This window comes from Candidatus Peregrinibacteria bacterium (assembly GCA_016699755.1).
Lineage (GTDB): Bacteria > Patescibacteriota > Gracilibacteria > CAIRYL01.
In genome coordinates this window covers 347,800-372,341 of record CP065009.1, presented here as the reverse complement: position 1 = coordinate 372,341, position 24,542 = coordinate 347,800, and the positions used below count along the sequence as shown (strand labels likewise).

Genomic DNA, 24,542 nt, shown 5'->3' with positions numbered 1-24,542 from the left:
GGGCATGAAGAATTTTTTGTCCGTTCTGGCGCTCCTTGTTTTGTTTTCGGGATGTACGAAAGAAGAGGAAAAGACAGAAAAAATGCCTCCAGTAGAAAGAATGAGTCAGGATAATTTGACCGAGCTTCTCTCTCAATTCACAGAAAATCTGAGCACACAAAACATGAATCAAAAGGAAAAGGTCTTCCTTATGGTGAAAAGTGTGACAGGATTTGTCGGACAAAAATTTACCGATGGATATATGCTCTCAGGAACATGGAATCCTATTCTTTCGGCAAACGAAACAAGATTTTTTGAGGAAAAAGGATTCACAGAACGTTATCATTTAGAAAAAAATGATGGGGATATTTTTGGGTTTCAAAAAGAGAAAGAGGCATGCGTTTTACAAAAAACAAGAGAAGAGACAGAAATACAATGCGCCAATCTCTCTCTTGGAGAAAAACTCACCCATGGAGCGATTGAAGTAATGAAGAATGACCCTACAATGTCTTCCTCTGTTACTAAGATGAGTCGGATTTTTGTAGAAGAGGAAACAGGAACTCATATTCGTGGCTCAATAGTAAACAATGATGGAAAGACATATCATTTTTTTGCGAAGCTTCGAAGTGGATCGTGGCGGATGATTTTTCACGGAGAAAATTACCCCCTTTGCGCAACGCTTGTCATCGAAAAATTCCCTGAAAACATGCAAGCAAATTGCTCTGGGGAGAAAAAAGAAACCTTGGAAACCATTTGGATGAGCATACTTCCAATACAATGCCTCGGAAATCCATGGGAGCAAGAATATCTCCAGAATCATAATACTGAGAATTATCCTGCAAAAGACGATCAACAAATATCAATCATCAAAGATTATTATGAAAAACAAGGAATTCCTCTTTTAGAAGTAAAAAAAGTTCCCCTTGAGGGCATGGTGTTCTGTTCGGCTTGCGACTGCCCTGCTGGGTATCGCTTAGAAGTGGAAATAGCAAAAGCGTTTCAAAACGAGATTGAAAAAGATGGATTTACCATCTCCGACGCAGAAGATTCATAAAAAAAACTGGAAATACTAAAAACCCTTTATCTCAAGAAAACAATAATAATCCCAAAAGCAGGGGTTTTTCCTTTTGCCATTTTCACAAAAAATAGGGAGAATATGCGCTGTATTTCCTATAAAGTGTGACACTTGAAGAATTAAAAAACAGTCTCTCAGAACTCAAAAAAAATATACTTCGTGGCATGGATTGCCTTCATTTTTCAGAGAAAAAGGAAGAGCTCTCTCGTCTACAAGAAGAGATGCAAAATCCAGCTCTCTGGGAAAAACCCGATGAGGCTCGTGTATTCCAGCAATCCGTGGCAAATCTCATAAGAATGACAGAACGCTGGGAAAATCTTGAAAAAGATGTTGAAACACTCCAAGAACTTGCGGAAATGCTTACAGAAAAAAGTCCGGAATGTGAAGAGATAAGCCAAGAATATGAACTCCTTCAGGAAAAGTATCGAGAATATGAACTCGATCTCCTTTTTTCCGGAGAATTTGATGATTCTGATGCCATTATTGAAATTAACGCCGGTGCAGGCGGAACCGAAGCACAAGATTGGGCAGGAATGCTTCTTCGGATGTATCTTCGATTTGCAGAAAAAAAAGGATTCCCTGCAGAAATTCATGAAAAGACAGATGGGCAAGAGGCCGGAATGAAAAGCGCTCTCATTGAAATCCGAGGATTATACGCGTATGGACTTCTTCGGGGGGAAAAGGGAACGCATCGACTCGTGCGTCAATCACCGTTTAATGCAAAAAACCTCCGACAGACGAGCTTCGCGGGAATTGTAGTGACTCCAGTGCTCAAAAATGGGGATGGGGAAATTCAAATTGAAGAGAAAGATATTCGTGTTGACACATTTCGTGCGAGTGGGGCAGGAGGACAGCATGTCAATAAAACAGACTCTGCCGTGCGTATTGTTCATATTCCCACAAACATTGTGGTGGAGTGTCAAAATCAACGAAGCCAGCATCAAAATCGAGAAAAAGCACTTCAAATTCTGAAGGCAAAACTCATCCTTCAAAAACGTGAAGAAGAAGAAAAGAAGGCGTCGGAAATTCGTGGAGAAATTACAGAAGCCGCATGGGGAACACAAATCCGAAGCTATGTTCTCCATCCCTACAAAATGGTGAAAGATCTTCGTACCAATTTTGAATCGGGAAATCCAGATGTGGTTCTCGATGGAGAAATTGATGGATTTTTAAGAGCTTACCTTGAATGGGATGCCACAAGACGCTCATAAAATAAGTCTATTTCAATACGAATTCATTTCGGATTTCTCGCATTTTCAGCAAACGATCAGATTTTCTTTTTTCGAGAAAAAGACGAAGGAGAAAGAGAATCGCCTTCAGCGCAAGACAGGAAATAATAATCTGTTGGAACAGCCAAAAAACAAAATACCACGTTGGTGTTGACCGATGAAGGATTTCGATGGCGTTTACATAGAACACTTCACATGCTCCACCACCACGAGAATTCTCATCCACATCCGTTCGAGAGAGACTTGTTTCCCTTGTGTACTCCTCAGAAGTGGTTCCATAATCAACGAGCATTCCTTGAAGATGCACCTGATCACCCTCACGAATACTGAGGATTTGCTCTCGAACATCTGGATCAGAAGCAATGAGATGGTTATTCGCAATACGAGAACTTTGAAATCCATAATCCTCATTATATTTCCAGTAGCACGTCCAAGAGGTATTCCAAACTTTTATATGCTGGTAGCTTCTGTTAGAAAGGTTTTCTCCCCACATTACACAAATATCACGAACATCTACCGAATCATTGTTGTGATATGAATCCGCCAAAGAGGAGATATTGTTCCGCGACATAACAAGCGCATTTATAGTATAATCTGCACGCGGTTTCACATAAATGGTTTTTTCGCGATACTCAAAAGAAAATTCACTTCGCTCTCGATCAATCTGTTCCGGATCAAACATAAGAGAAGGATGAATTTCAGAATATTCAGGAAGTTTCCCCTTAGAGAAGAAGGCAATGGCAAAAATAAAGACGGCAAAAATCAGAATGATCGTGAGTATTTTTTGCATTCCTCTGCCAAATTTATGATATGGCTCTGAAGGAACTTCCGATACAGGAAGGAGAATTTCTGACATGTTTTTTTATTTTCTAATGATTCTGTACTCCAGAATATTGTTTATTTTATCATATATTTTTCTTTTTCCATATTAAAAGTGAACAAAAAAATTGACCAAAACAAAAATGCCTGAAACAATGAGTTTGATTTTCAAAAGAGGATATGACTATCCAACTTCCCGACACGTTTCCCGAACTCTTGAGCCTTCTCATCCAAATCGGGACGCTTTTTCTCATTCTCATTCTCATTTTTGTTGGTGCACGTGTCTTTTCACTTCTTGGAATTCTCAAAGATATTGCGGAAACTCTTTCTGATATTACACAAACGGTAAATCTTATTCTCTATCAACCCATTCGCATCTTCTCTCTTCTTTCAGATAAACTCGGGATGTTCTTCAAAAAAAAGCGTTAGCTTTTTTCCTATGCCATTAAATACTCTTCTTTGAGGAGCATATTGTCGATAAGTCGCACTTTCCCAATGCGAACAGCAAGGAGAAGGACAGTGAGTTGATTCATGGTCTTTATCTTTTCAAGTGTTTCAGCATCGCGGATATTCACATAATCAATACTCGTAATTTCTGCCTCTTGCATAAGTATTTCAAGAACGCGATTTCGAATAATACGAGGATCTCGTTCCCCTGCTCCAAAAAGTGCTTTCCCTTCCGCTAGGCTTCGGAAAAGAACAGAGGCGACATGTCGTTTTTCATTTTGGAGATACGCATTCCGACTCGACATAGCAAGACCAGTCTCTTCACGCACAATGGGGCATACATGAATTTTTGAGGGAATATGAAGGACACTGATGAGCCATTTTACGAGAACGGTTTGTTGATAGTCTTTTTGTCCAAAAAAGATATCAGAAGGAGAAATTATCTCGAAAAAACGAGTGAGCACCTGAGCAACTCCCAAAAAATGCCCTGGGCGAATTTCTCCTTCGAGCTCAGAAAAAACAGAAGGGAGGGGAGGGATTTTTGGAGTTTTTCCCTCAGGATATATTTCTGCTTCTGTTGGGAAAAAAACAGCATCAACTCCGGCGTTTTGTAATTTTTTCGTATCTCCTTCGTTATCTCGCGGATAGCGGTCGAGATCTTCATTCGGACCAAATTGTGTAGGATTTACAAAAATGGAAACGAGAATGGGTTTTTCTAATTTTTTTGCAAACTCAATAAGGGAAAGATGTCCTTCATGAAGAGCTCCCATTGTCGGGACAAAGGCGATATCATTGTGCTGAAAACGCCAATTCTGAACCTCAGAAAGAGAGGATAAAATTTTCAATGAATCGGAAGGAAAAACCTAATCCCAGTGCGAAAATACACAAAAAAAATGAGGATGGCAACAGTTTTCTCTTATATCGAGATTAGCGACCTTCAACTGCGGTTCCCGGATAAAAATAGCTCAATATTTCTTGATACGTTTTTCCGGATTCTGCAAAATATTCGGCTCCACATCCGCTCATACCAACACCATGTCCTTGACGAGTTTTTCCAGAGCATCCCGGATCATCTACTGAGGGAAGATAGGGTGTATCCGTCCAACCCCATTTCTCTTCGGCAGAGAGAGTTTGTCCTCCAGAAGAAGTGTGAAACGGCGCTTTAATAATTTTACCCTCAAAGGTGAGTACTTTATTTTCCGTTTCTTGGACAGCTGTTTGCCAACCAGAAGCACGTTCCGTAAGGCTTTCTCCGAGATATTTCTGAAATTCTGCAGGGCTATCTGAGCCATCATACGGCATATTGGGGTATTTTCGATGTTCTGGGTCAAGATAAAAAGCGGCGTAACTTCTTGCAGCGACAGCAATTGCTTTTTTCTTTTCAAGATGATCCGATTCGAGCGTTTCTCCAATTCCCAAAAGATAATCTTTTAAGAAGAGTTCGTTAATAACCGTGAGTTTTCCGTCAAGAATTCGAAACTCTAACACTCCCCGAAAACGATTATCATTATGTGTTCCTGCCGTATCCCATGCGGGAATCCGACTCCAGTTCGAAATTTCAAAAACTCCAGCTGGTGTCTTTGGAAGAATACGAATAACATTGCTTTCTGTGGAACGAAACGCAACGTTTTCGCCCAACTGCTGAAAAGAGACCTTCTGCCCTTTCTTTCCGGGAAGGAGAAGATTTCCTTTTCCATCTCGAATTTCAAAAGCAGTTTCTCCAGTAATTTCCGCTGTTTGTAAATCTTCGGGAAAAGAGAGTCGAATACGAATGGTTTTCTTTTCTATGCCAAATGAATCGGCTTCTACATTATTGTCTTTTGCATCTGGAGTTATATTTTTTGTTATCTCACTTTCTTTTTTTTGAAAATTTTTGACACCAACAACAAGAAAAACCTTGCGAAACAGCTCCTGCTGACCATCTTTGAGAATCACCACAAACGGCTGCACCCCCTTTTTAACAGGAATTTCAAGCGGAAATGTTGCGATTCCCTCTGGTTCTATTGCGAACTCTTCGGGTTTGAGGATCTTTTTTTCTCGACGCTGAAGAATAGAGAGAGAGAGATTGCTTTTTTCCCATGTTGTATTTCCATCATTAAAAAAACGGAGAAGTGTTTCAAAAGGCTCATCAAGAGAAGCAACCGTAGCACGACTCGGAAAGCTTACTGCTTTTGCTTTATTTTTTGAGATATCCACTGAAAACGTAGAAGAAAGAGTGATAGGAAGTTTTTTTGTGCCGAGACGAAGCTGAAAAGAAATTTCTTTATTACCACTTTTTTGAAATGCCGGAATCCTTCCTGTAAACGTTCCCACTGCTCCGGGGAGTGTGTTTGACTTGAGTTTCAAAAAGAGAGGCGGAAGTCCATCTGGAAATGTTGCGAGCAATGAAATGTCATTCGAAAGCCATTCGGTTCCTCCTGTATTTTTTATATCTACCGAAAGTGATGTTGTTTTTCCCGTAACGGGAATCCTTGGTTGCAATCGAGTTTCTTTAAGCTCACCCCCCCACTCAGGAGCCTCTACATTAACGACCTGAAGGACTTCTGCGTTTTTGATGCGTTGATCTTTGACAACGGGAACAAAAAGAATGGTTTTCATTCCATGACTATAATCGGCATCAATACGAACCTGAAAATGACCCACTTCTCCAGATTTTACCACTTGTTCCTTAATTTTCGCTGCCACATACGAACGAGTTTTTGAAATAGACTGAACACGGATACCATCTCCAGGGCTTGCAAAGAGCCAAGTAGAACTCGTCCAATCGGCATTTCCTGTATTTCGAAACGAGAGGGTTACATATTCCCCTTTTCCCGGCTGAAGACGTAAAGGTAATAGGGAATCGGCAGGTTCTCCATCAATTTTTGTCGAGCGAGTAATACGAATTTCTGAGGTGTAATCGAGCATTTCCCGAAAACTTGGAAGAAGTTCATAGAGATTATCTCCCGGGCAAGACGTTGCCCCAAGGTCACGATGTCCAAGAAGATTTTGCGTATTTCTTCCGTGGTACCACTCACTTTGAGTGAGATCGAGTTCGTATTTTTTAGCAAGCCGTGGCAAAAGAGCCGAAAGAGCATTAACTTGAGCTGTTGTCGGATCTTTTTCATTAAAATTTCCCATAAGCGCAATACCAATCGTTCCAATATTGTTGCAATAGACATGTCCTCCCACCACATTCTCTCCTCCTGCGCGTCCTTCAAATACCGTTCCATCGGGAGCAATAATATAGTGATAGCCAATATCCCCCCATCCACGTGAAACACTGTGATAGCGATAAATAGCACGAAGAACTTCATCGGCGGAGTATCCCTTTTCTACTCCAGATTCTGCAGTGTGATGAATGACAATTTTTCGAATACGCTTACTATATTGATATGGCCAGATAAGTTTCTTTCCGTTTTCTGATGAAACGACACTTCGTATTTCAAATTCCTCGGGATATGCCTCTTGATTTGAGAGGCACTGTTTTTCCTTTGTACTCACTTCTTTCCCAGAATCTCTCGAATCTACTGTATTCCCATTATTTTCATCTTCTTTCGCATAACGCCACGATTCATCGGCTCCCCATCCAGATCGGGAAACAATAGAAAGCCCGTCAAGAGAAAAGGTATTTGAAGCAACTATATTTTCGTGAGAGGCAATTGGGTCGAGCTGAGAAAAGTCTGCGGTAACAAATCTTGGAATTTCTCCGAAAAAACGAAGAACAATATTTTCACCCTGTGAAACCGCAAGGAGTTCGCTCACCTGAGAGTCTGGATCTTGCTCGTCATCAACTTCTACAGGGATCCATTCACCATGTCTCTGCAACTCCACACGAGAAGAAGCAGGAATAGAAAAAGAAAAGAAATCCGCATTTTCTGAAGAAAAAACAGCATATCCACCACTCAAGGGAACAGTTTTCGACCAAAAAGAATCAGCAAAAGCATTTTCCGAAAAAAATGGAAAAATAATAAAAGAAAGGAGGAGAAGTCGCCAAAAAAATTTCATGTTTTTCGGGAGAAGAATTGCGGAGGGTATTTTTCCGAATCTCCTGAAAAAACGCCAGACAAGAAATTATATTTGAAAAAAAAGGGATCGCGTCAGGTTCTTTGTTTTCATACAAAAAAATACGCTACTCCTTAGAAAAATTTTGAAGCACCTTTGTGACAATTTGTTCCGCGGCATTTGTGGTTGCCATTTTTTTTGCATTTTCCCCAAGTGTTTTTCTGAGATGCTGATCAGAAAAAAGATCGGTAACTTCCTTGAGAAATTGTCGGGGAGCATCTTTTTCTAAAAGTACTTGAGCCGCCTTGTTCTCAGAGAAAATACGCGCATTCTGTGTTTGATGATCTCCTGCCGCCGTTGCAAGCGGAATAAGGAGCATCGGCTTCCCCAGAACAGCAAGCTCAAAAAGGAAATTGCTTCCCGACCGAGAAACAACAAGGTCCGCTACCGCAAGAACATCTGGAAGCTCTGTACCCAGAAAAGGAAAAATGCGAAGCCCAAAACGAGGAGTAATGATTTTTTCGCTTCCTGCTCCAGTAATCCATACAATATCGAGCATTTTTAAGAGCTCATCTGCCGAAGACTCCAAAAGAGTGTTTAGAAACTTCGACCCCTGCGAACCACCAATTCCAAGAAGGATTTGTTTTTTTCCACTGAACTCCAGAAATTTTCTCCCTCTCTCTCTATTTCCCTTAAGAATTTCTGAGCGAATAGGCGTTCCGGTGTGAATTCCTTTTTTTTCGGGAAAGGTGGTAAAAATCTGTTTCGCAAATTTTTGACAAAGACGTGTGGCAATTCCAGAAACAGCATCAGATTCGTGCGCAAAAACGGGAATACGGAGTATCCACGCGGCAATACACCCCGGAATAGCAACGAATCCCCCTTTTGAAAAAACAATATCTGGTCGCTTTCGAAGAAAAAGGAAAAGACATTGAAAAATTCCAAGAAGGAGAAGAAAGGGGTCAATAAAATTTTGAAACGAAAAATATCGTCGGATCTTCCCAGAAAAAATGGGAATATATCGTTCTTGCGAAGACTGAAAGAACGATATATCAAGAGGATTTCGAGAGCAGAAGAAGAGAATATGAGCAGAAGGAAGCTCTTTTCGAAATTCAGAAGCTATGGCGAATGCTGGAGAAATGTGTCCCCCCGATCCGCCGGCGAGCAGAATGATGCGCATGACCGGAAGAAAATTTACTAATTTGCAATAAAATTCCAGAAGCAAAGAAAAGGGAAAGAAGTGAACTTCCCCCATAAGAAACAAAGGGGAGCGTAACTCCCGTGAGAGGAAAAATGCCGAGTGTCACAGACATGTTCAGAAGTGCCTGAAAGGTGATCCATGCGGTAATTCCTGCCGCCACGAGCATTTCAAATCGATTTCGCGCACCTTTCGCTACCTCATATCCCACAACCGCGAGCATGGCAAACGCCCCCACAAGAAAAATAATTCGAAAAAAACCAAGCTCTTCTGCTGCTGCCGCAAAAATAGTGTCGGATTGAATTTCAGGAAGCCAACCGTGACGCTGACCAGATTCTCCTATTCCAAGCCCAAAAAAGCGACCACTCCCTACAGTAATAAGTGACTGTACTACTTGATAACTCGCATCGTTTGTTCCTGTTTCGGGATGCAAAAAAACAAGAAACCGCTCTCGAATATAGTCATGCGAAAGGATAACCGGAAGCGAGATGCAAATGGCTGTAAGCCCTCCAGCAAGAATATGAAAAAGATTTCCTCCTGCTACAAAAAACATCACTGCCGCAATAGAAACAATGACTAATAAACTTCCAAAATCCGGCTGAAGTGCAATAAGAGCTACTATGGGAAGCATGAGAATAAGAAACGGGAGAAAACCACTTTCCCATGTTCGAATATCTTGCTCTTTTTTTTCCATCCAGATCGCGAGATACAAAACGAGAGCAATTTTTGCAATTTCACTCGGCTGAATACTCGGTAATAACGGAATATTGATCCAGCTTTTCGCTGTTCCCCAGCTTCCTCCAACGCTTGTAAGAAGAATAGCGGCGAGCAAAGTCAGCGCAACAAAAAACAAAGGAAGTGCCACTCTTCGCCAAAAACCAACTGGAATAAGAAATCCTGTCAAAAATATTGGAACTCCAAGAAAAAGATGCTTTACATGACGCCAAAGATAAAATCCATTGCAGTTGTTCACCTCGCAATATTCTGAACCAAAACGCTTAACCATAAGCTGATGCGACTCAAAAACGCTTACACTCGTAATCATAATGAGCCCAAAAAGCGTCAATCCACATATGAGAAACAAAAGCCAACGGAATGACGAGACTTCCTTCACGGAGGGGAGTATGACAAAAAACGGAATCTGTGACGACCCCTCATATCAGTATTATTGTGGAGAAATATATTTTTAGAGTTTTTTCTCTATTTCTTCTGGATATTTATTCTCAAAAGAACGGGAAAAAATATTTTAAAAAAGCCATTTCATAAATTTGTAGGTTCTCTCAAAAAAAGTATTGACATAGTTATTATTATGTATTAAATTTACACTCCTTTTTTCACGGGAGAGAAAAAAGGGAAATCCTGTTCGGTTTTTTCCGAGCATGGCAAAGCCGGAAAGGGGTATGTCTCTATAATGATGTGACAACCCCCCTTTCCTGTCTTTGTACTCGATGCTGGTCTCCTTCGGATTCTATTCGAACTATCATCCGAGAACATTTATGACCATTTCGAGCGGGCGTGTGGTATCGTGTCGACTCTGGCATGATACCGTGTTCTCCCTACCCTCTTTGGAATCCCTTCGCTTTTTTAAAAGCATTTCACGATTCCAACGGTCGGTATTTGTATTTGTTTTTGTTGGAATTTTGTTTTCTTCTGAAAGAGAAGAAAAGTGTGTGGTTTGTGTTTGTTTTTTTTAGCCCTGCCACTCTTAAAGATATAAGAGAGAGAGGGTGTTTTTTGGTGGTCGGCCGGAGTCGAATCGGCCATCAAAAAGTAGGGAGGGGACAAGCAGCAAACTCAAGAAGATATCATCTCTTTACGTTCTGTCCTCTCTCGACTTTTTCTTTTGGTGTTAAGGAACTATTCTGGCAAGTATAGCAGACTATTCTTGATTCTTCAACTCTTTCCCTGTACGTTGACATGGAAAACTTCTTCCGATTCCTCACTATCGAAATTAATTTTAAAAAATATTTTAAAAATATGTCAAGCTTTTTCCGCGGCGTCCTCATTCTCATCATTGGACCTTCAGGAGTAGGAAAAGGAACTGCCATCAATTTTCTGCGTGAAGAACACCCCGAATGGAAATATCCGGTGTCTGCAACTACCCGATCCATTCGTAAGGGAGAAACCGCTGGAAAAACGTACTACTTCCTGACACCCCAGGAATTTGAAGAAAAAAAGCAAGAAGGAGCCTTTTTGGAATGGGCTTTGGTACACAGCAAGGATCAATACGGAGTTTTAAAATCGGAGGTTCTCCCCTCTTTAAAAGAAGGAAAAGTTGTCCTTCGAGAAGTGGATGTTCAGGGTTTTTTGGAGATTCAAAAGTTTATTCCACCAGAACACCTTCTCTCTGTATTTCTCCTTCCACCGACAAAAAAACAGCTTATAGAACGAATACAGGCACGAGCACCTATTTCGGAAGAAGAGCTGAAACACCGTCTTGAAAGCATGGAAAAAGAAATGAAAATCGCCCCGGAATGCAATTTTCAGATACAAACGCAAGATGGAAACCCACGCTTTGTCACACAAAAAATTGAGGAAATTATCAAAAATTGGTTTGAAAAACAAAAGATGTCCTGACATACTGTTGAAGTGTTTTTTAATCTGGTCGGGAGTCGCCAAGTGGTAAGGCAACGGACTCTGAATCCGTCATTCGAAGGTTCGAATCCTTCCTCCCGAGCCAATCTTATTTTATGGCTTATTAAAGCCATAAAATATTTATAATTAGCAGTATTTCTTTTATGTATTCAGATGTTTTTCAATAAATTCCCTCAAAAATGTATCAATAGTAGAAACTGATTGGCGAATTTCTTGAGAATCAGGTTGATGCCCTTGGGATTGCCATTTATCTAACAGCTCAAGGAGATGCTGACCATCTTGATTTGGTTCTGTTTGTATCAGAGCTCTTTGTTTAGGGTAAATTCCTGTCTGTATAGCATCTTGAACACGAATAATACAGTCATCAACTCTTTTTAATAAAGAATATGCCCTATTGAAAAGCTCAATATCAGACAAATCATTTCGGAAAATCAAAGGCCTCAATTGATCTTTTAAAGAAGAAGAGTAATAAGCGAGAACCTGTGAAAGATCTTGGCTTGTTGGCGGTTGCCCAAGTATTTCTGGCTCTCCATAAATTTGTTGAGATAAAAAGAACTGAAACCTTAGACCAACAGGATACGATTGATATTCTCTAATAGAAGAATAAAAATAATCTGTATCTGAAAATTCAGCAAACAACTTACGAACAAAGTCATGTACCTTTTCGGACACAGAATCAAACAGGATGATAAAATCAATATCACTTCTTACCCCACCCTCGCCCCTCAGGGCTGAACCTTGTAAAAAAAGTGCATTTACATTTTGATTTTTTTGACACTCTGAACGTACTGCATTTATTTTTTGCCGACCCTCATCAGAAACATTGATTTCCCATTCTGGAAATGTAACGATACGATTTGTTTGCATTTCTCAATAAAATATAGAATATTATTTTATTAATAAAAATATGAAAGTCAAACTCATTTGTATCTTTGGTCCACCTGCATCAGGAAAAAACACTATCGGCAGGCTGCTTTTAAAACAAATTCCAAATGCTCATTTTTTACATAATCATGCCCTTGTAGATGTCGTCACTGAACTTTTTGACTTTAAAACGACTGCAGCAAAAAACTCAATTTTTGCTTTGCGAAAACATCTCTTACAATCATTTATCGATGTGGGTGAGGGGGTACTTATTACCACACAAGTGTTAGACCGAAATTCTAAACAATACATGGTTTTATATCGAAATCTGTTTCAACAAATAAAGAAGTCCGGAAATACTTCAGTTATTCTTGATCTCCATGCTTCAAAGGAGTCTCTTCTCAAGCGCTCCTGTAATGATGATAGAAGAAAGTATCGAAATGTTTCCAAAGATGATGTGCAAGAATATATAAATAGAAACTATCGATTATGGAATTGTGATTATCAAAAAGAATTTCTCGATTCAAATGTCTTTTCTGTAGATACAGATCAGTTTAACGCTGAATCTGTGGTATTTACAATCATGAAAGAACTTGAAAAATTATGAAGCAGAAAAAATATCTATTGCCAGGCATGATCCAGCAGAGAGCAAAAGAAGATTTCAAAAACTATACAATCTTTGGCACCACAAAATCTGATTCTTCCAACAAAATAGTTCGAACTTCCATACACAAGGGGAGCCATGCTCGTTTTATGCCTATATAAAGCCATAAATAAGTTTTCATAGGATCTTATATTCTCAAAGTGTAGACTTGAGGAGTCACTTTATGACGATATGGTGAATTATGTTCCATTCCAATAACATATAGTGCTACGATAGTGATGCATACTAATAAGTGATTAAAGATGAATTTTTCTAGGAATTTATTTTACTGTGGGATAGGCTTGCAACATGGAGCAATCGGATTGCTCATACCTGTATTGATAATTTTTCAACATTCTCAAGGTCTTTCCTTTTTAGAGATAAGCCTTATTCAGTCAATAGGATTTATCACCCTTCTTCTTTCTGAAATACCAAGCTCATATGCGGCTGATATTTGGAACAAAAAAAAGGTTATGATATTGGGGTTACTTTCCCTAGGAATATCATTTTTCATTCTCTCTTTTGCTGATAATTTTTTTACATTTTTAATCAGCGAAATATTTTTTGCTCTTGGACTATCATCTCTTTCTGGCACAGAAGAATCTTTCCTCCTCTCTACATTCCATTCAAAAAAGACTGAATTATTACTTCGAGAGTTTCAAATAGCTGATGAAGTTGGGACGATAGGAGGAATGATATTGAGTTATATGTTTCTCTCACTTCTTCATATTAATATTCAACATACTTTTATTGTTGGTTTTCTATTAGTGCTTTTCTCGATTACAATCGTATTTTTTCTACCAAATGACAAGGGGACTAGTGAACGGCAATGGGTAAGAAAAAATAGTACAGGAATGAAGGCAAAAATACTATTGCCATTGGCAGTGATATTTATACTCGCAGGGGGGCTAATGCAAGAGCGCGGGGAAAGTGTATTCCAAATCGGATTAGAACAATCCGGCATCGCTATTGGATTTTTTGGAGTAGTGTATGCCGTTGCAAAGATCGGCTCACTACTTGGGAGTTACTTCAGCACATTTTTTCTTTTTCTTTTGGGAAAAGATAAAATTCTGATATGGGGCGCACTCATGCAGGCAACAATATTTTTTTTCTTACTTTTTCTTCATCCGATTTTTTCCGCACTCGCACTCTTTCTCTTTTTTTTCGTGGAAAATATCTATCGAGTAGCCTATAAAAGTATCATTGCTGATACCGTCCCCAAAAAATGGCTTACGAGTTCTTTTTCAATTGTAAGCCTAGGGGGAGCATTGCTATTGCTTTTTACGAAGATACCTATTGGAATACTTTTAGATGAAACTATTGAATATGCTATTTATTTTATATTGGGAATAAAAATTGCTGCTGCCATTTTATTTTTATGGAGTCTATTTCGAATCAAGAAAATCCTCCCACGAAAATAATAATTCTCCACTTTGGAGTGCCATTGCATCTCGTGCGTTTTGTATTCCATGCGATAAGAGCCGATTATATCCCAATGTATAGGCTGCTCCTAAACCTGTCCAAGCATAATATTTCTGGGCTTCTGCGGTAGCATCTTTTTGTGAGATATACAGTTTTTCTTCAATTGCAGCGACATTTTCTATAAATGATTTTCCATTGAAGGTATTTATATCAGACAAGAGACGAGCGAGACGGAGACGAAACTCATATGACCTGTCCTGTTTTATCCATTCTGACAGTTGATCAATAGGAATACTGAGAATCTCAGAAAAGCTTCTTATTACCTCTCCTTGTTCTGCTGCTTGTTCGTACATCTGGTGTTCAGACAATACCGCAATAGCTTCTGTATATGTTCTCTCTTTCATCCGGTCTATATATTGCTCGACAGAATGTTCACCAGCAAATGATAAGTGTAATAAATGAGCTGCATTATGGGGAATATCAAAGGAAAGCTGTGTTGCAAGTTCGTATTGAGATGGTGTTGCATAATCAAGTCCATTACCATTAGTAGACCAATATAGATAATATCTATCTACTGTATCTTGAGTATAAATATCCGCAGAAACATCAATATTTTCTCTAAACAGAGATTGTACACAAGCCTGTATAAGTTCTCGGGTCTGAGTGGCATCAATCCTATTTCTGAGTTGTGACAATACATCAGGATGGTGTTGCTCGGTCCACTGACTCTCGTTATGAACTATTTCATTTAACAGAGATGTATCTAGGATCTCTGGAATATCTAATAAATGAACAACTTGCTCTTTGTCCAGCGTTAAACCATCTCTATCTAGATGTTCTTTTCGGGCCTGAGCATCAAATTGATCAAGACATTCTCTCAATCTCACTACTACCTCTTTTGGATAGTCTTGAAGGCCCTCTAACTGTCTTCTTATTCTTTCGCTAAACGCCGTAGCCTGCTTGAAGGAAGATTCATCAGTATTTACCAATGCTGGTTTTTCTCCTCTTGTATCCTGAAACATATTTGAGAATTCTGACATTAAGCGTTGTAATGCTCTTCTGTCTTCATTTGTAAGATATGGAGAGGCATTTCTCCCGACTATACTTGCCCCTATATTAAGGTCATAAATTTGTGCAGGTTGATTCTTTGGTATCATAGTGATTGTTGAGAGTTGGCTAATGCTTTTCTGATTTGTCCAAGGCTACTATTTATCGCTGTCTGTACATCGTGAATATGGATGCTGTCGTTGAGGGTTGATTCAACCCATACTCTCGTATTATCAGGGGCTTTTTTATCAAAAAACTCAAATGCTCCCAATGCCACATCTCTTGCCACATCCTCAGTAAATTGAGGTTTTTGCAATGCTCTAATAACAAGGTCGTGCTCATCAGGTCGTTTGAGCAATTCATACACAAGGTGTGCTTTATCATCCAAAATACCATAAATGTCTTCTTGTGTTATGGCATCAGATGTTTTATCCAAAACCAAACTGATTTCTCCTCTTTGGGTGTGAGTCCCTGTAAGTGCCACATTTAAAACTTTATTTATTTGCTCAACACTAAGCCCCATTTCTCGCAAAGCCGGAACGGTAACATATTTCGTATGAGTTTTTGTACAAGGGCAGGCGGTCATATTGTATGCCCTTACTCCTGTTATTTGATGCAATTCGTCACCAATACTTTCGGTAGTACTAGAGAGATGTACTTTATCGTGAGAGAATTTTTCGCTTTTACGCGTTTTTCGTGGGTGCAAGTATTCCCCCTGTGCATTTACATATGCGGTATCTGAATTTTGTCGAGAGCGAATCTCTTCAGCCATTGCCTGAGTAAATTCATCAATACTGTCATATTTTTTTCTTGATGCGGCAAATAATGCTTCTTCAAAACGAGACATGTGGACCCCTCGATGATCTTCTAAGCTTGCTCCTAATTTCATTGTTACAGGAACATGAGAGAACGTATTTCCAAAAAAATCTCGAATTTGAATGATGCTTGATTGGTTTGCTATCCCTGCACGGTCAATAGGAATAGCATTGAGTGGTTGGGATTCCGGAACATCAGTAAGGTCGTGTAAAAATTTTGCATATGCTTCTTCGTCTGTGGGTTCTTGACCAGTAACAATATACTCTTCTGGCTTGAGTCGTCGATCTATGGTTTTATTCATATCAAAAGTAAAAAAATTATGAAGACATTTCTCCGAGAACTTTTAATCGTTCATCAAAAGAGATATTTGGCAATCGTCTCAAGAAGTCTTTATCACTCCCGATAACAACTTCTCTTTGTTTGGTCAGGATTCCTTCACATATTTCTTGAGCGATTTCTTCGGGCTGTTTTAGTAAACCATCTGACTTTGCTCCCTCTACTTGTTCCGTTAAACCAGCAGTATCAAAAAAATCGGTATCAACCATCCCAGGGCGAACAACTGTCAATCCTATGCCCAAGGGTTCTAATTCATATCGAAGGCTTTCGATTGCTCCTTCAAGTCCAAATTTTGAAGCAGAGTACGATATCATATCAGGGAATCCCATTTTTCCAGCTAATGAAGTAATGTAACCAAAACTTCCTTGTTTTTTTGCTATCTGGTTTCGCAGTCCCTTTGTGATTTCTATGGGGGCAACCAAATTTGTTTCTAAGATTCTCAGTAAGGATTCTCGAGAAATTTCTTTTAGTTTTCCAACAACCCCAAATCCAGCATTGTTTATCACGACATCTACCTGATGCTGAATTCCTTGTTGAACAACAGTATCTATGCCTTCGGCAGTAGAAATATCTGCTGTAAATATCTCAATGCTATTTCCGTGATCAGCCAATGTCTGAAGGGAATCAGTGTCTCTTCCTGTAGCGATAACACGGTGTCCTTCTTTGTCCAGATATTGAGAAATCCCTTTCCCCAATCCTCTTGATGCGCCAGTAACGAGTATTGATTTCATTATTGCTGGGAAAAGTTATAACGAATTCTAAAGAGCAATCTCTCTAAATCAGAAAAGGGAGTTCTTGCGTGAAGATGATCGTGATTATTAATCCAGAGTACATCACCTGCTTCCAGTAGAAAAAAATCACTTTGCACCTTGTTCATTGCCGTAGATATATCTTGCAATGCTTTTTCAATTTCAGGAGGCATAATCTGATTGATAGCATCATAGCCTGCATGAATTGTATCTTCTCGATATCTCATTACTGGATTTTGACCAAATATTTTCCCGAAAATCACCTCTGTTTGATTACTATTAGGATCTTGCATAAATGATGAAGGCACTCGAAATGGAACATCCTCTCTTTGAAGAATTTGCAACGACTCTTGTCCTGCTGAATGAGCCGTCATTTCATGAAGAATGTCCTGTGCACTTGCACAATAGGATAAACCTTCCCCTGAGCCATCAGGATGAATGGACCAAAGAGATATCGCTTGCTCTGGACACTGAAGGTATTGGGAATCTGTATGCAGTTTTGCTTCCTGATTATGTTCTGAAAAAGTACGAAAATTTATTTTATCCGCATTTTTGGGAACGGATATCGGCCACGCAACTTTTTTATTTCTCTTATCTGTTGGGGTGGGTCGCCCCAACAAAGTAGAAAATCCTATCATTATTGCTGTTCTGCTTTCTTTTGAAACAGATTGAATACCCGTGTTTTTTAGTACCACTGGAGTAGAATTTGTACAATGAACACCCTCCTTTATTTGTTCTGCAAGCTCTCCAAATTGCACCGACTGAGAATTGATCCACATACCTAATTCTTGCTGTCGCATTATATTGCTTTCATCCTCTTTGCCTAAGAAAGGTGGAAGCTGCTGTATGTTACTAAAAATATTATTCCCTTCTAAAATCCTCATTATTATAAAATAAGAGAGCATTTTATTGATTTTATTATTTATGTCAAATTATATTTTCCCATAAAAAATACCCTTCTTTCTTTATGGAATTTCTAGCATCACAAAACCCTCTTCTTCCCTTAAAACAGTTCGAACTTCCATACATAAGGAGAGCCAACGTTTTGTGTAAGCCAAAAAATCCGAATAGGGAGGTAGGAAGACTGCCTCTTGTAGCGGACTCCAGCGGAAAGGGAATTCATGACCTGCCTTAAATGTATAGTTTTTAAAAGAAGAAACGTCATGAAGGGGGTTGTCGCTCCTCACCAATACCCTCCGCGAACACCCCGTCCGGCGCAAAAAATAACCTTATAGGCTTATAATTCAGCCACTAATAAATACCGTGCATGCGAACCGGATGGAGAAATTTTATTCCTTAAAATATGATTGCCACTCTTCTTGACTTACAATTGTTTCTAGCTTCACTTCTTTGAGTAGAAGTATGTCTTTGAGGTTTTTATCCCCTTTTTTTCTTTTGAGGATAAATTCATCCAAACTTTCAAACAATTCTTGTGCATGATAATACCTGTAAAAGTTTCCCCAACCCTGAATTTTCTCATTTATTTGTTCTATAACGGAAACTTCTTTTCCGGCCCTCAAAACTACTTTGTACGATTTAGTATTTAAAACTTCACTAACAAGCCAATCCCTTATTTTTCCAGTTGTTTTCTTGGGTTTTATACAGAATTTATCGACATGAACCCCTAAAAATTTCAAACTACTTCGATTCAAATCTAAAATATGGGTCTTATCTTTTGATAATTCAAGATTTTCTTTTTTTAATTCTGTGGTCGAATCCAATTCCGCTTCTTTTGCTTCCTCTTCAGATTCACAAACTACAATAAAATCATCCACGTAACGAATATACCTAAATCCGTATTTGCTCTTCATGTAATTATCAAATTCAGCAAGAAAAAGATTGGCGAATAATGGTGAAAGTGAAGAACCTTGAGCCAAGCCGTTAATTTTATTTGGTATTTCGATTTCTTTTTTTAGTAGTTCACTCTCATTCCCAATGTCAAAAAAAATTATTTGTTTGAGATACTTTTCCAACGATCTGTCTGGTAACACTTCGCATACTTTTTTTAATATTTTTTCTTTGGGAACATGATCAAAAAAACCTTTAATATCTGTTTCAAATATCCAATAGTTGCGTCTCTTCACATAAGTAACTAACTGTTCAATAGCCCTTTTTATGCTCAGTCCGTCTTTTTCCTTTTTCCAAAAATCCTTTTTTACACCACAGTAACTCACACCAGTATTGATATGATCGTACAAGGCATCACTTAAAATACTTAAGATAGATTTATGAACGACTCGATCCCGCACAGTTGGAGCAGATATAAGACGAATTTTCCCATTACTTTTCTTTTTGGGGATAGATTTAATTTCATCAAATTCAAATTTCCCTGTTGCTATTTGAGTATGTATATCTTTTAAATTTTGATCATCATCCTTTTTAAAATCCTCAAGGGTTACATTGTCAATTCCTTTTGACATTTTTCTAATGTCTTCAGATTTACTGGCATAAATACTCATCCAGCACTTTTTAAGCCTATTTATTTCTGCTACTTCGTTTAATAACAATGTAAAATAAAAAGAGGATGGAGAAATCAAGACTTTTTGAAGAAAATTCTCATAAAAGCCTTGATTTCGATTTCAGAATGTTTTGAAGTATTATTTCTGGGCACGAAGTCAGGTTTGTTTCCTCCCCTGACTCCCTTTTTCAGAAAGTTATCCAAAACTTTCCTATTCTGGTAGAGATAGTTCTCTGTTTCCAGTGAGTACCTCCTTTTCCTCCCCAGACAGGAGGAGCGCGGATGGTGTTGGCTCTTTGATATGTTTTCACATCTCTAGCCTAACCCTCGATGCAATTCCATTTTAGAAAATGGATCGGAAATGAATGTATCAAAAATAAAAAGTAATGACAAGCGGGAGCCATTTTTCTCCTGCTGGAGTCTCCTGAAAGGGACTCCGGCAGATCTATGGTACGTTCTCATTCATGTAAAACATCAACATCATATTGCCCATAACTCAAGGCAGTAGAATGAGGATATTTCCAGAATATCTCAATTAACGCCGGAGTCCTCTGACGAGAGACTCCAGCGGGAGGAAGTTTATATCTTTCAGAATCATTTTGCCATTAGACTTGAAATATTTTATAATAAAATAAAACTACATTTTCTTTCACTTTCGTTATCAATGGCTAAAAGTCCCAACTTGTCAGAAGAAGTACCTTGTATCTCCCCCAAAGCTTCTATTCGTAAAAATACACGTAATGGCAGTCATTGTGAAAATTATCACGCTTACACACAGGGAGACAAAACTGCTCATACCTATGTCAAAAAATCTTTTAGCCTTATTTCAGATGATGATTTGAATAGGTACAAAAAAGAGTACGATGAAATCAAATTAAGACTTGGTGAGATAGTACCAAATGCGACTTATATAAGGGCAAAAGTCGGACAAACTCTTGGTGCTTTGGTTCTGGCAGAACCGATAAAAATTACAACTGATATGCTCTCCGAAGAAAATAAACCGTATATTTTGGAAGTATTAAAATCTAATCCTCAAACACGCCAACAGTTAGAAGATCTTCTTGATGCCTTTGATGAATGGCTTGCAAAAGGAAAGGTGCTTGATTTATCAGATAATGGAGAAGAAAATGTTGTTTTGGATAAAAATCAGAACTTACATTACATAGATAGTTTTGATGTCTTTCTGAACTCTCGTTATCGCAGTTTGATAGAAAGCTCCGAACAAAACGCTAAGAAACTTCGTTCCATTTTATCCGAATGTCAGTGAGCAAGTACCTTGTTTGGCGAAGTCTCTTGGACTTCGCCACTTTTTGAGAGAAGTCAAAAGGGTCGAGTCAAAAAGAGTCGAGTGAAGAGAGACTCGGACGCTCATTTATACTTTTTGCGTCCAAGTCTCTCTTTGAGGTTTTGCAAAACAAGGTGAGATTTGCGAATGTTTATGGCGAAAGACGAAGACTTAGACGAGCGAGAGGACTGCTGTAAAGGGAAATAACTATATTCTGTTTTTTTCCTATTTTTTCTCCTGCTGGAGTCTCCTGCAAGGGACTCCTCCACACCCACTCCGGCGAAGGAATGAAATAAGGTGTTTTGACTTCGGAGTATTCATCAAGCAGATTCCCCTCTTCCTTTAGCAAAAACGAAAAATAATTGACAAGAATATTCTTTTTGAGAAAAAATGCACTCTTCATTTTTCTTCGTATAATGACAGAGCAATGTTATCCAAAAGAAAGAATAGCAGAAAGAGAAAATCTTTTTTCACAACAAATTTCGAGCATTCTAAAACACATCAAGAATATTCTGGCACATATACCAAACGAGGTGAATATGTCTTTTTATCTTACAGACAGAGAGACTCCTTCAAGCGCAGAAGTGAAAAAAACCGGAGTGGTTCTTCGTGCCGGAGACGTAAACATGTTTCTCTCAGAAGGCAACCCAACTCTTTCTTGTAACGACACTCCTCCTGAAAAAAATATTGTTGTCTTAAAAAGTTTTGCGAAGGCACTCTTAGCCCACTGTTCTGTTCCTGATGAGATAAGAGAGAGGGTAGGAAATTTCCTCAACACCCTTCCGGAAGGAATAGAAACCTAGTAGCTCATTTGGTTTTTTCTCCTACAACAGAAAGCTCATACACCGTTGTGAGCTTTTTTTCGGTGTTCGTCACAGAAATTTCTATTTCCCCCTGCTTCTCCGCAGTAATCACAAGAATTCCACTTCCCGATACTTTTGCAGAAGCAACCGATTCATCAGAACTCATTGCCTCCACTTTTTGATCGACATAACTTCGGATATACTTTTTCTTCCCTACATTCAGAGTGAGAGGGATTTTTCGCTCCGTCACCTCTTCTGCAAGAACGTTGACCGAAAAGGAGAATTTTTGGGAGGAAGCCTTTTCCACAAGCGTTACCGTTGCCATTCCGGGCTCATATCCAGTTAGAGAAAGAGCAGAGCCATTTAGGGTAATATTCAAACGACTCGGATCGGAACTCAAAATAGAATATTCTCCAGAGGCAAGCAGAATCTGCTCAGGAAGACGAAGAAAAAGAGGAAGAGCATCCTCCTCAACTATTGAAGATTGCTCTGCCTTGACAGCTTCTTCTTTTGTGGATTCGGATGATTTCTCTGTTTCTGAGATTTCGGGATCATTCTTTTCTGCAATTGTCTCTTGAGTATCTTTGCTTTCTTTTTGCTCTGGAGAAGGCTCTTCTGTATTTTCTGTCTCCTTGGTGGTGGTAGCAAGATCTTCTGCATTTTCTGTTTCTTTTTCCTCTTCTTGAGGAAGAGCCTCTTTTGTACCCTCCTTTATTCCTTCCGACTCTTGCTCTGATTTTTTTTCATCCCCTTCTGTTTTCTCTTCTTCCGCAACGGCATGTTCTTTTTGAACAACAGGCGGAGTGCTTATAGGCAAGTCATTAGAGGTGCTTTCTTTTTCGGGAAGCCAGAGAGCGAAAGCAATTCCCCCAACAACAGATGCAAACCCCATGCCTCCATATGCAAACCATTTCCAATTCAAAGAAATACCCTTCTTTTTTGGTGCTTCTACTGGTACATTCGCCAGCTCTTCCACAATGAGCTCTTTTGGTGCTCCTGCGCGAACCGCAAGGTCAAGAATTTCTTCTGGTGTTCGTCCTTTTTCCATTTCTACAAGAATGGCATTACGAACTTTCTCACGAAGACTATCGTCTGATGAAGTCGGTGAAGGGGGGAGGGTGTCTGTCATTTTTTTTTATTTTCTCTTGTTATTATAAAAGAATATTAAGATATTTGTCAAACAAAATGCCCACTGGGGCAGAAGAAACTGAAGAAAAAGAGAAGATTATTTTTTATGATGAAAAACAACATCCGAAATATAATGAAGAATGCCAGTGAATACGAAAATAAGCCCTCTTCTTATGAAAGAAAAGATAATGAAACTGGAGCCGCCTTCGGGACTTGAACCCGAGACCCCTGCCTTACCATGGCAGTGCTCTACCACTGAGCTAAGGCGGCGAAACAATGATGTTTGTACCATGTTGGATGGCTTACCAGCAACAACTTCGAGAGTGAAGAAAAAGCTGGAGCCACCAACCGGACTTGAACCGGTGACCTATCGCTTACGAAGCGACCGCTCTACCAGCTGAGCTATGGTGGCATAGCTCGGGCATTTTGTCATAGAATGAGGGTTCTGGTCAAACCAAGTTCTTTTTTACAAGACAACGACGAAAAAAACCATTTTCCATAGGAAAGACATGCAATGGTTATAAATTCTCATTCGAAAATAATGCCGATTCCTCTTCTCGCAGAGCCTCTATAATGGGAAGTAAATTTCCTGCCATAATGCCAGAAATATTCGAAAAGTTTTTCTGTCCGCCCGAAAGACGATGATCAGTAACACGATCTTGTGGAAAATTGTACGTGCGAATTTTATCCGAACGATCACCGGAGCCAATTTGTGCAAGACGTTTTTCCCCTGCTTCTTTTGCTTTTCGTTCCGTTTCTGCCGCAGAAAGACGACTTCGGAGTACTGAGAGTGCTTTGACCTTGTTTTTTAACTGACTTTTTTCATCTTGGCAAGTGACCACTGTTCCAGTGGGAATGTGTGTAATACGCACCGCAGAATCAGTTGTATTGACCGATTGTCCACCCGGACCGCTCGAGCGAAAAACATCTACTTTTATATCCTTCTCTTCAATAACAAATTCTGCCTCCTCCACTTTGGGAAGCACCACAACAGATACTGCAGAGGTATGAATACGCCCTTGTGATTCCGTTGCAGGAATCCGTTGTACTCGATGTACACCTCCTTCAAATTTGAATTTTCCATATGCACCACTCCTGTGCACTTCAAATATCGCCTCTTTTATGCCACCGCCTTCAGATTCATTTTTGTCCATAATTTCTATGGGGATCCCTTCTTTTTCCGCAAAACGAAAATAGGCGCGCATAAGTTCTCCCGCAAAAAGAGCAGATTCTTCCCCTCCTGCTCCAGGGCGAATTTCAATAATTGCTTCGCGATTATCGTTTGGATCTCGCGGAATAAGAAGAATGTGAAGCTCTTTTTCAATTCCCTCAAGAAGAATAGTGTTTGTGTCCACTTCTTCTCGTGCAAGCTCTTTCATTTCTGGATCAGTGAGAAGCAGTTTTGCTTCAGCAAGAGCAGATTGAGCGATATTCCATTGCTGAAATTTTTCCACTGGCTCGCGGATTTCTGAAAGTCGCTCGGAAAGACTCCGAATTTTCGCGGGACTATTCATGACTTCAGGAAGCAATAGCTCGTTTTCAAGCATTTTCTGCTCATCAGAAATTTCAGAAAGCATCTTTTGCAAAGCATCAGAAAGCACGATTTAGAGGGATAAAGAGACAAGTGGCATCATACAAAAAAAGCGACCAAAAGGGAATTCGGTC

22 protein-coding genes and 3 tRNA genes are annotated in these 24,542 nt (G+C 39.3%); 9 read left to right on the top strand and 16 right to left on the bottom strand.

What is annotated here, in order from left to right:
- Positions 1-4 precede the first annotated feature (4 nt).
- A complete protein-coding gene (locus IPN35_01645) occupies positions 5-1,033 on the top strand; it encodes a hypothetical protein (GenBank protein ID QQS59570.1) in 1,029 nt (342 codons plus the stop codon).
- A 125-nt stretch (positions 1,034-1,158) separates the two neighbouring features.
- Positions 1,159-2,265 carry a peptide chain release factor 2 gene (gene prfB / locus IPN35_01640; GenBank protein ID QQS59569.1) on the top strand — a complete coding sequence of 369 codons (1,107 nt, stop codon included), beginning with the start codon at positions 1,159-1,161 and terminating at the stop codon, positions 2,263-2,265.
- 7 nt (positions 2,266-2,272) lie between these two features.
- On the opposite strand, the gene IPN35_01635 is transcribed toward prfB, so the two are convergent.
- Positions 2,273-3,139 carry a hypothetical protein gene (locus tag IPN35_01635; GenBank protein ID QQS59568.1) on the bottom strand — a complete coding sequence of 289 codons (867 nt, stop codon included), beginning with the start codon at positions 3,137-3,139 and terminating at the stop codon, positions 2,273-2,275.
- A gap of 143 nt (positions 3,140-3,282) precedes the next feature.
- Between IPN35_01635 and IPN35_01630 the strand changes: the two genes are divergently transcribed.
- A complete protein-coding gene (locus IPN35_01630; GenBank protein ID QQS59567.1) occupies positions 3,283-3,531 on the top strand; it encodes a hypothetical protein in 249 nt (82 codons plus the stop codon).
- A gap of 8 nt (positions 3,532-3,539) precedes the next feature.
- On the opposite strand, the gene IPN35_01625 is transcribed toward IPN35_01630, so the two are convergent.
- From IPN35_01625 to IPN35_01610, 4 genes are all read right to left on the bottom strand, one after another.
- Positions 3,540-4,388: a pantoate--beta-alanine ligase gene (locus IPN35_01625; protein ID QQS59921.1), complete on the bottom strand. Its 849-nt coding sequence runs from the start codon at positions 4,386-4,388 to the stop codon at positions 3,540-3,542.
- 88 nt (positions 4,389-4,476) lie between these two features.
- The gene (locus tag IPN35_01620) at positions 4,477-7,536 is read right to left on the bottom strand and encodes an N-acetylmuramoyl-L-alanine amidase (GenBank protein ID QQS59566.1); all 3,060 of its coding nucleotides are present in this window, start codon (positions 7,534-7,536) and stop codon (positions 4,477-4,479) included.
- A gap of 124 nt (positions 7,537-7,660) precedes the next feature.
- On the bottom strand, positions 7,661-8,713 hold the full coding sequence (locus IPN35_01615) for a UDP-N-acetylglucosamine--N-acetylmuramyl-(pentapeptide) pyrophosphoryl-undecaprenol N-acetylglucosamine transferase (GenBank protein ID QQS59565.1): 1,053 nt from the start codon (positions 8,711-8,713) through the stop codon (positions 7,661-7,663).
- Positions 8,646-9,845 carry a cell division protein FtsW gene (locus IPN35_01610; protein ID QQS59564.1) on the bottom strand — a complete coding sequence of 400 codons (1,200 nt, stop codon included), beginning with the start codon at positions 9,843-9,845 and terminating at the stop codon, positions 8,646-8,648. Before IPN35_01610 ends, IPN35_01615 begins: the two co-directional genes overlap by 68 nt.
- A gap of 863 nt (positions 9,846-10,708) precedes the next feature.
- Here IPN35_01610 and IPN35_01605 point away from each other — a divergent pair.
- Both IPN35_01605 and IPN35_01600 read left to right on the top strand, forming a co-directional pair.
- Positions 10,709-11,308 (top strand): guanylate kinase, encoded by a 600-nt coding sequence (locus IPN35_01605; GenBank protein QQS59563.1) that lies wholly within the window; start codon positions 10,709-10,711, stop codon positions 11,306-11,308.
- Between the two features lie 28 nt (positions 11,309-11,336).
- Positions 11,337-11,411, top strand: a tRNA-Gln gene (locus IPN35_01600).
- A 56-nt stretch (positions 11,412-11,467) separates the two neighbouring features.
- Here IPN35_01600 and IPN35_01595 read toward each other — a convergent pair.
- Positions 11,468-12,193 carry a nucleotidyltransferase domain-containing protein gene (locus IPN35_01595; GenBank protein ID QQS59562.1) on the bottom strand — a complete coding sequence of 242 codons (726 nt, stop codon included), beginning with the start codon at positions 12,191-12,193 and terminating at the stop codon, positions 11,468-11,470.
- Positions 12,194-12,233: 40 nt separating this feature from the next.
- On the opposite strand from IPN35_01595, the gene IPN35_01590 reads away from it, so the two are divergent.
- Positions 12,234-12,797, top strand: coding sequence for a hypothetical protein (locus IPN35_01590; protein QQS59561.1), 564 nt, complete (start codon positions 12,234-12,236; stop codon positions 12,795-12,797).
- Positions 12,798-13,135: 338 nt separating this feature from the next.
- Entirely contained in the window at positions 13,136-14,254 is a 1,119-nt protein-coding gene (locus tag IPN35_01585; GenBank protein ID QQS59560.1) for an MFS transporter, read from the top strand.
- Here IPN35_01585 and IPN35_01580 read toward each other — a convergent pair.
- From IPN35_01580 to IPN35_01560, 5 genes are all read right to left on the bottom strand, one after another.
- Positions 14,219-15,412, bottom strand: coding sequence for a hypothetical protein (locus tag IPN35_01580; GenBank protein ID QQS59559.1), 1,194 nt, complete (start codon positions 15,410-15,412; stop codon positions 14,219-14,221). The genes IPN35_01585 and IPN35_01580 overlap by 36 nt on opposite strands.
- Positions 15,409-16,419: a GTP cyclohydrolase I FolE2 gene (locus IPN35_01575; GenBank protein ID QQS59558.1), complete on the bottom strand. Its 1,011-nt coding sequence runs from the start codon at positions 16,417-16,419 to the stop codon at positions 15,409-15,411. The genes IPN35_01580 and IPN35_01575 overlap by 4 nt, the downstream gene beginning before the upstream one ends.
- A 16-nt stretch (positions 16,420-16,435) precedes the next feature.
- A complete protein-coding gene (locus IPN35_01570) occupies positions 16,436-17,185 on the bottom strand; it encodes an SDR family NAD(P)-dependent oxidoreductase (protein QQS59557.1) in 750 nt (249 codons plus the stop codon).
- On the bottom strand, positions 17,185-18,087 hold the full coding sequence (locus IPN35_01565) for a TauD/TfdA family dioxygenase (GenBank protein QQS59556.1): 903 nt from the start codon (positions 18,085-18,087) through the stop codon (positions 17,185-17,187). Before IPN35_01565 ends, IPN35_01570 begins: the two co-directional genes overlap by 1 nt.
- Before the next feature lie 405 nt (positions 18,088-18,492).
- A complete protein-coding gene (locus tag IPN35_01560; GenBank protein QQS59555.1) occupies positions 18,493-19,740 on the bottom strand; it encodes a hypothetical protein in 1,248 nt (415 codons plus the stop codon).
- A gap of 585 nt (positions 19,741-20,325) precedes the next feature.
- Here IPN35_01560 and IPN35_01555 point away from each other — a divergent pair.
- Positions 20,326-20,928, top strand: a complete 603-nt coding sequence (locus IPN35_01555) for a hypothetical protein (protein QQS59554.1) — start codon at positions 20,326-20,328, stop codon at positions 20,926-20,928.
- A 169-nt stretch (positions 20,929-21,097) separates the two neighbouring features.
- Here IPN35_01555 and IPN35_01550 read toward each other — a convergent pair whose 3' ends face one another.
- On the bottom strand, positions 21,098-21,349 hold the full coding sequence (locus tag IPN35_01550) for a hypothetical protein (GenBank protein ID QQS59553.1): 252 nt from the start codon (positions 21,347-21,349) through the stop codon (positions 21,098-21,100).
- A 13-nt stretch (positions 21,350-21,362) separates the two neighbouring features.
- Here IPN35_01550 and IPN35_01545 point away from each other — a divergent pair, with 13 nt between their 5' ends.
- Positions 21,363-21,749, top strand: coding sequence for a hypothetical protein (locus IPN35_01545; GenBank protein ID QQS59552.1), 387 nt, complete (start codon positions 21,363-21,365; stop codon positions 21,747-21,749).
- 4 nt (positions 21,750-21,753) lie between these two features.
- Here the strand turns inward: IPN35_01545 and IPN35_01540 are convergent, their stop codons facing one another.
- The 4 genes from IPN35_01540 to prfA form a co-directional block, all read right to left on the bottom strand.
- The gene (locus tag IPN35_01540) at positions 21,754-22,878 is read right to left on the bottom strand and encodes a hypothetical protein (protein QQS59551.1); all 1,125 of its coding nucleotides are present in this window, start codon (positions 22,876-22,878) and stop codon (positions 21,754-21,756) included.
- Between the two features lie 194 nt (positions 22,879-23,072).
- A tRNA-Thr gene (locus IPN35_01535) sits at positions 23,073-23,147 on the bottom strand.
- A 66-nt stretch (positions 23,148-23,213) separates the two neighbouring features.
- Positions 23,214-23,289, bottom strand: a tRNA-Thr gene (locus IPN35_01530).
- A 106-nt stretch (positions 23,290-23,395) separates the two neighbouring features.
- Positions 23,396-24,454, bottom strand: a complete 1,059-nt coding sequence (prfA, locus tag IPN35_01525) for a peptide chain release factor 1 (GenBank protein QQS59920.1) — start codon at positions 24,452-24,454, stop codon at positions 23,396-23,398.
- Between the last annotated feature and the right edge of the window lie 88 nt (positions 24,455-24,542).

Bases quoted from the DNA above. Each gene is read 5' to 3' on its own strand.
- IPN35_01645 (QQS59570.1), top strand. From the start codon at position 5: ATGAAGAATTTTTTGTCCGTTCTGGCGCTCCTTGTTTTGTTTTCGGGA.
- IPN35_01635 (QQS59568.1), bottom strand. From the start codon at position 3,139: ATGTCAGAAATTCTCCTTCCTGTATCGGAAGTTCCTTCAGAGCCATAT.
- IPN35_01630 (QQS59567.1), top strand. From the start codon at position 3,283: ATGACTATCCAACTTCCCGACACGTTTCCCGAACTCTTGAGCCTTCTC.
- IPN35_01620 (QQS59566.1), bottom strand. From the start codon at position 7,536: ATGAAATTTTTTTGGCGACTTCTCCTCCTTTCTTTTATTATTTTTCCA.
- IPN35_01615 (QQS59565.1), bottom strand. From the start codon at position 8,713: ATGCGCATCATTCTGCTCGCCGGCGGATCGGGGGGACACATTTCTCCA.
- IPN35_01605 (QQS59563.1), top strand. From the start codon at position 10,709: ATGTCAAGCTTTTTCCGCGGCGTCCTCATTCTCATCATTGGACCTTCA.
- IPN35_01595 (QQS59562.1), bottom strand. From the start codon at position 12,193: ATGCAAACAAATCGTATCGTTACATTTCCAGAATGGGAAATCAATGTT.
- IPN35_01590 (QQS59561.1), top strand. From the start codon at position 12,234: ATGAAAGTCAAACTCATTTGTATCTTTGGTCCACCTGCATCAGGAAAA.
- IPN35_01580 (QQS59559.1), bottom strand. From the start codon at position 15,412: ATGATACCAAAGAATCAACCTGCACAAATTTATGACCTTAATATAGGG.
- IPN35_01575 (QQS59558.1), bottom strand. From the start codon at position 16,419: ATGAATAAAACCATAGATCGACGACTCAAGCCAGAAGAGTATATTGTT.
- IPN35_01570 (QQS59557.1), bottom strand. From the start codon at position 17,185: ATGAAATCAATACTCGTTACTGGCGCATCAAGAGGATTGGGGAAAGGG.
- IPN35_01565 (QQS59556.1), bottom strand. From the start codon at position 18,087: ATGAGGATTTTAGAAGGGAATAATATTTTTAGTAACATACAGCAGCTT.
- IPN35_01555 (QQS59554.1), top strand. From the start codon at position 20,326: ATGGCTAAAAGTCCCAACTTGTCAGAAGAAGTACCTTGTATCTCCCCC.
- IPN35_01550 (QQS59553.1), bottom strand. From the start codon at position 21,349: ATGAAGAGTGCATTTTTTCTCAAAAAGAATATTCTTGTCAATTATTTT.
- IPN35_01545 (QQS59552.1), top strand. From the start codon at position 21,363: ATGACAGAGCAATGTTATCCAAAAGAAAGAATAGCAGAAAGAGAAAAT.
- IPN35_01540 (QQS59551.1), bottom strand. From the start codon at position 22,878: ATGACAGACACCCTCCCCCCTTCACCGACTTCATCAGACGATAGTCTT.
- prfA (QQS59920.1), bottom strand. From the start codon at position 24,454: ATGCTTTCTGAAATTTCTGATGAGCAGAAAATGCTTGAAAACGAGCTA.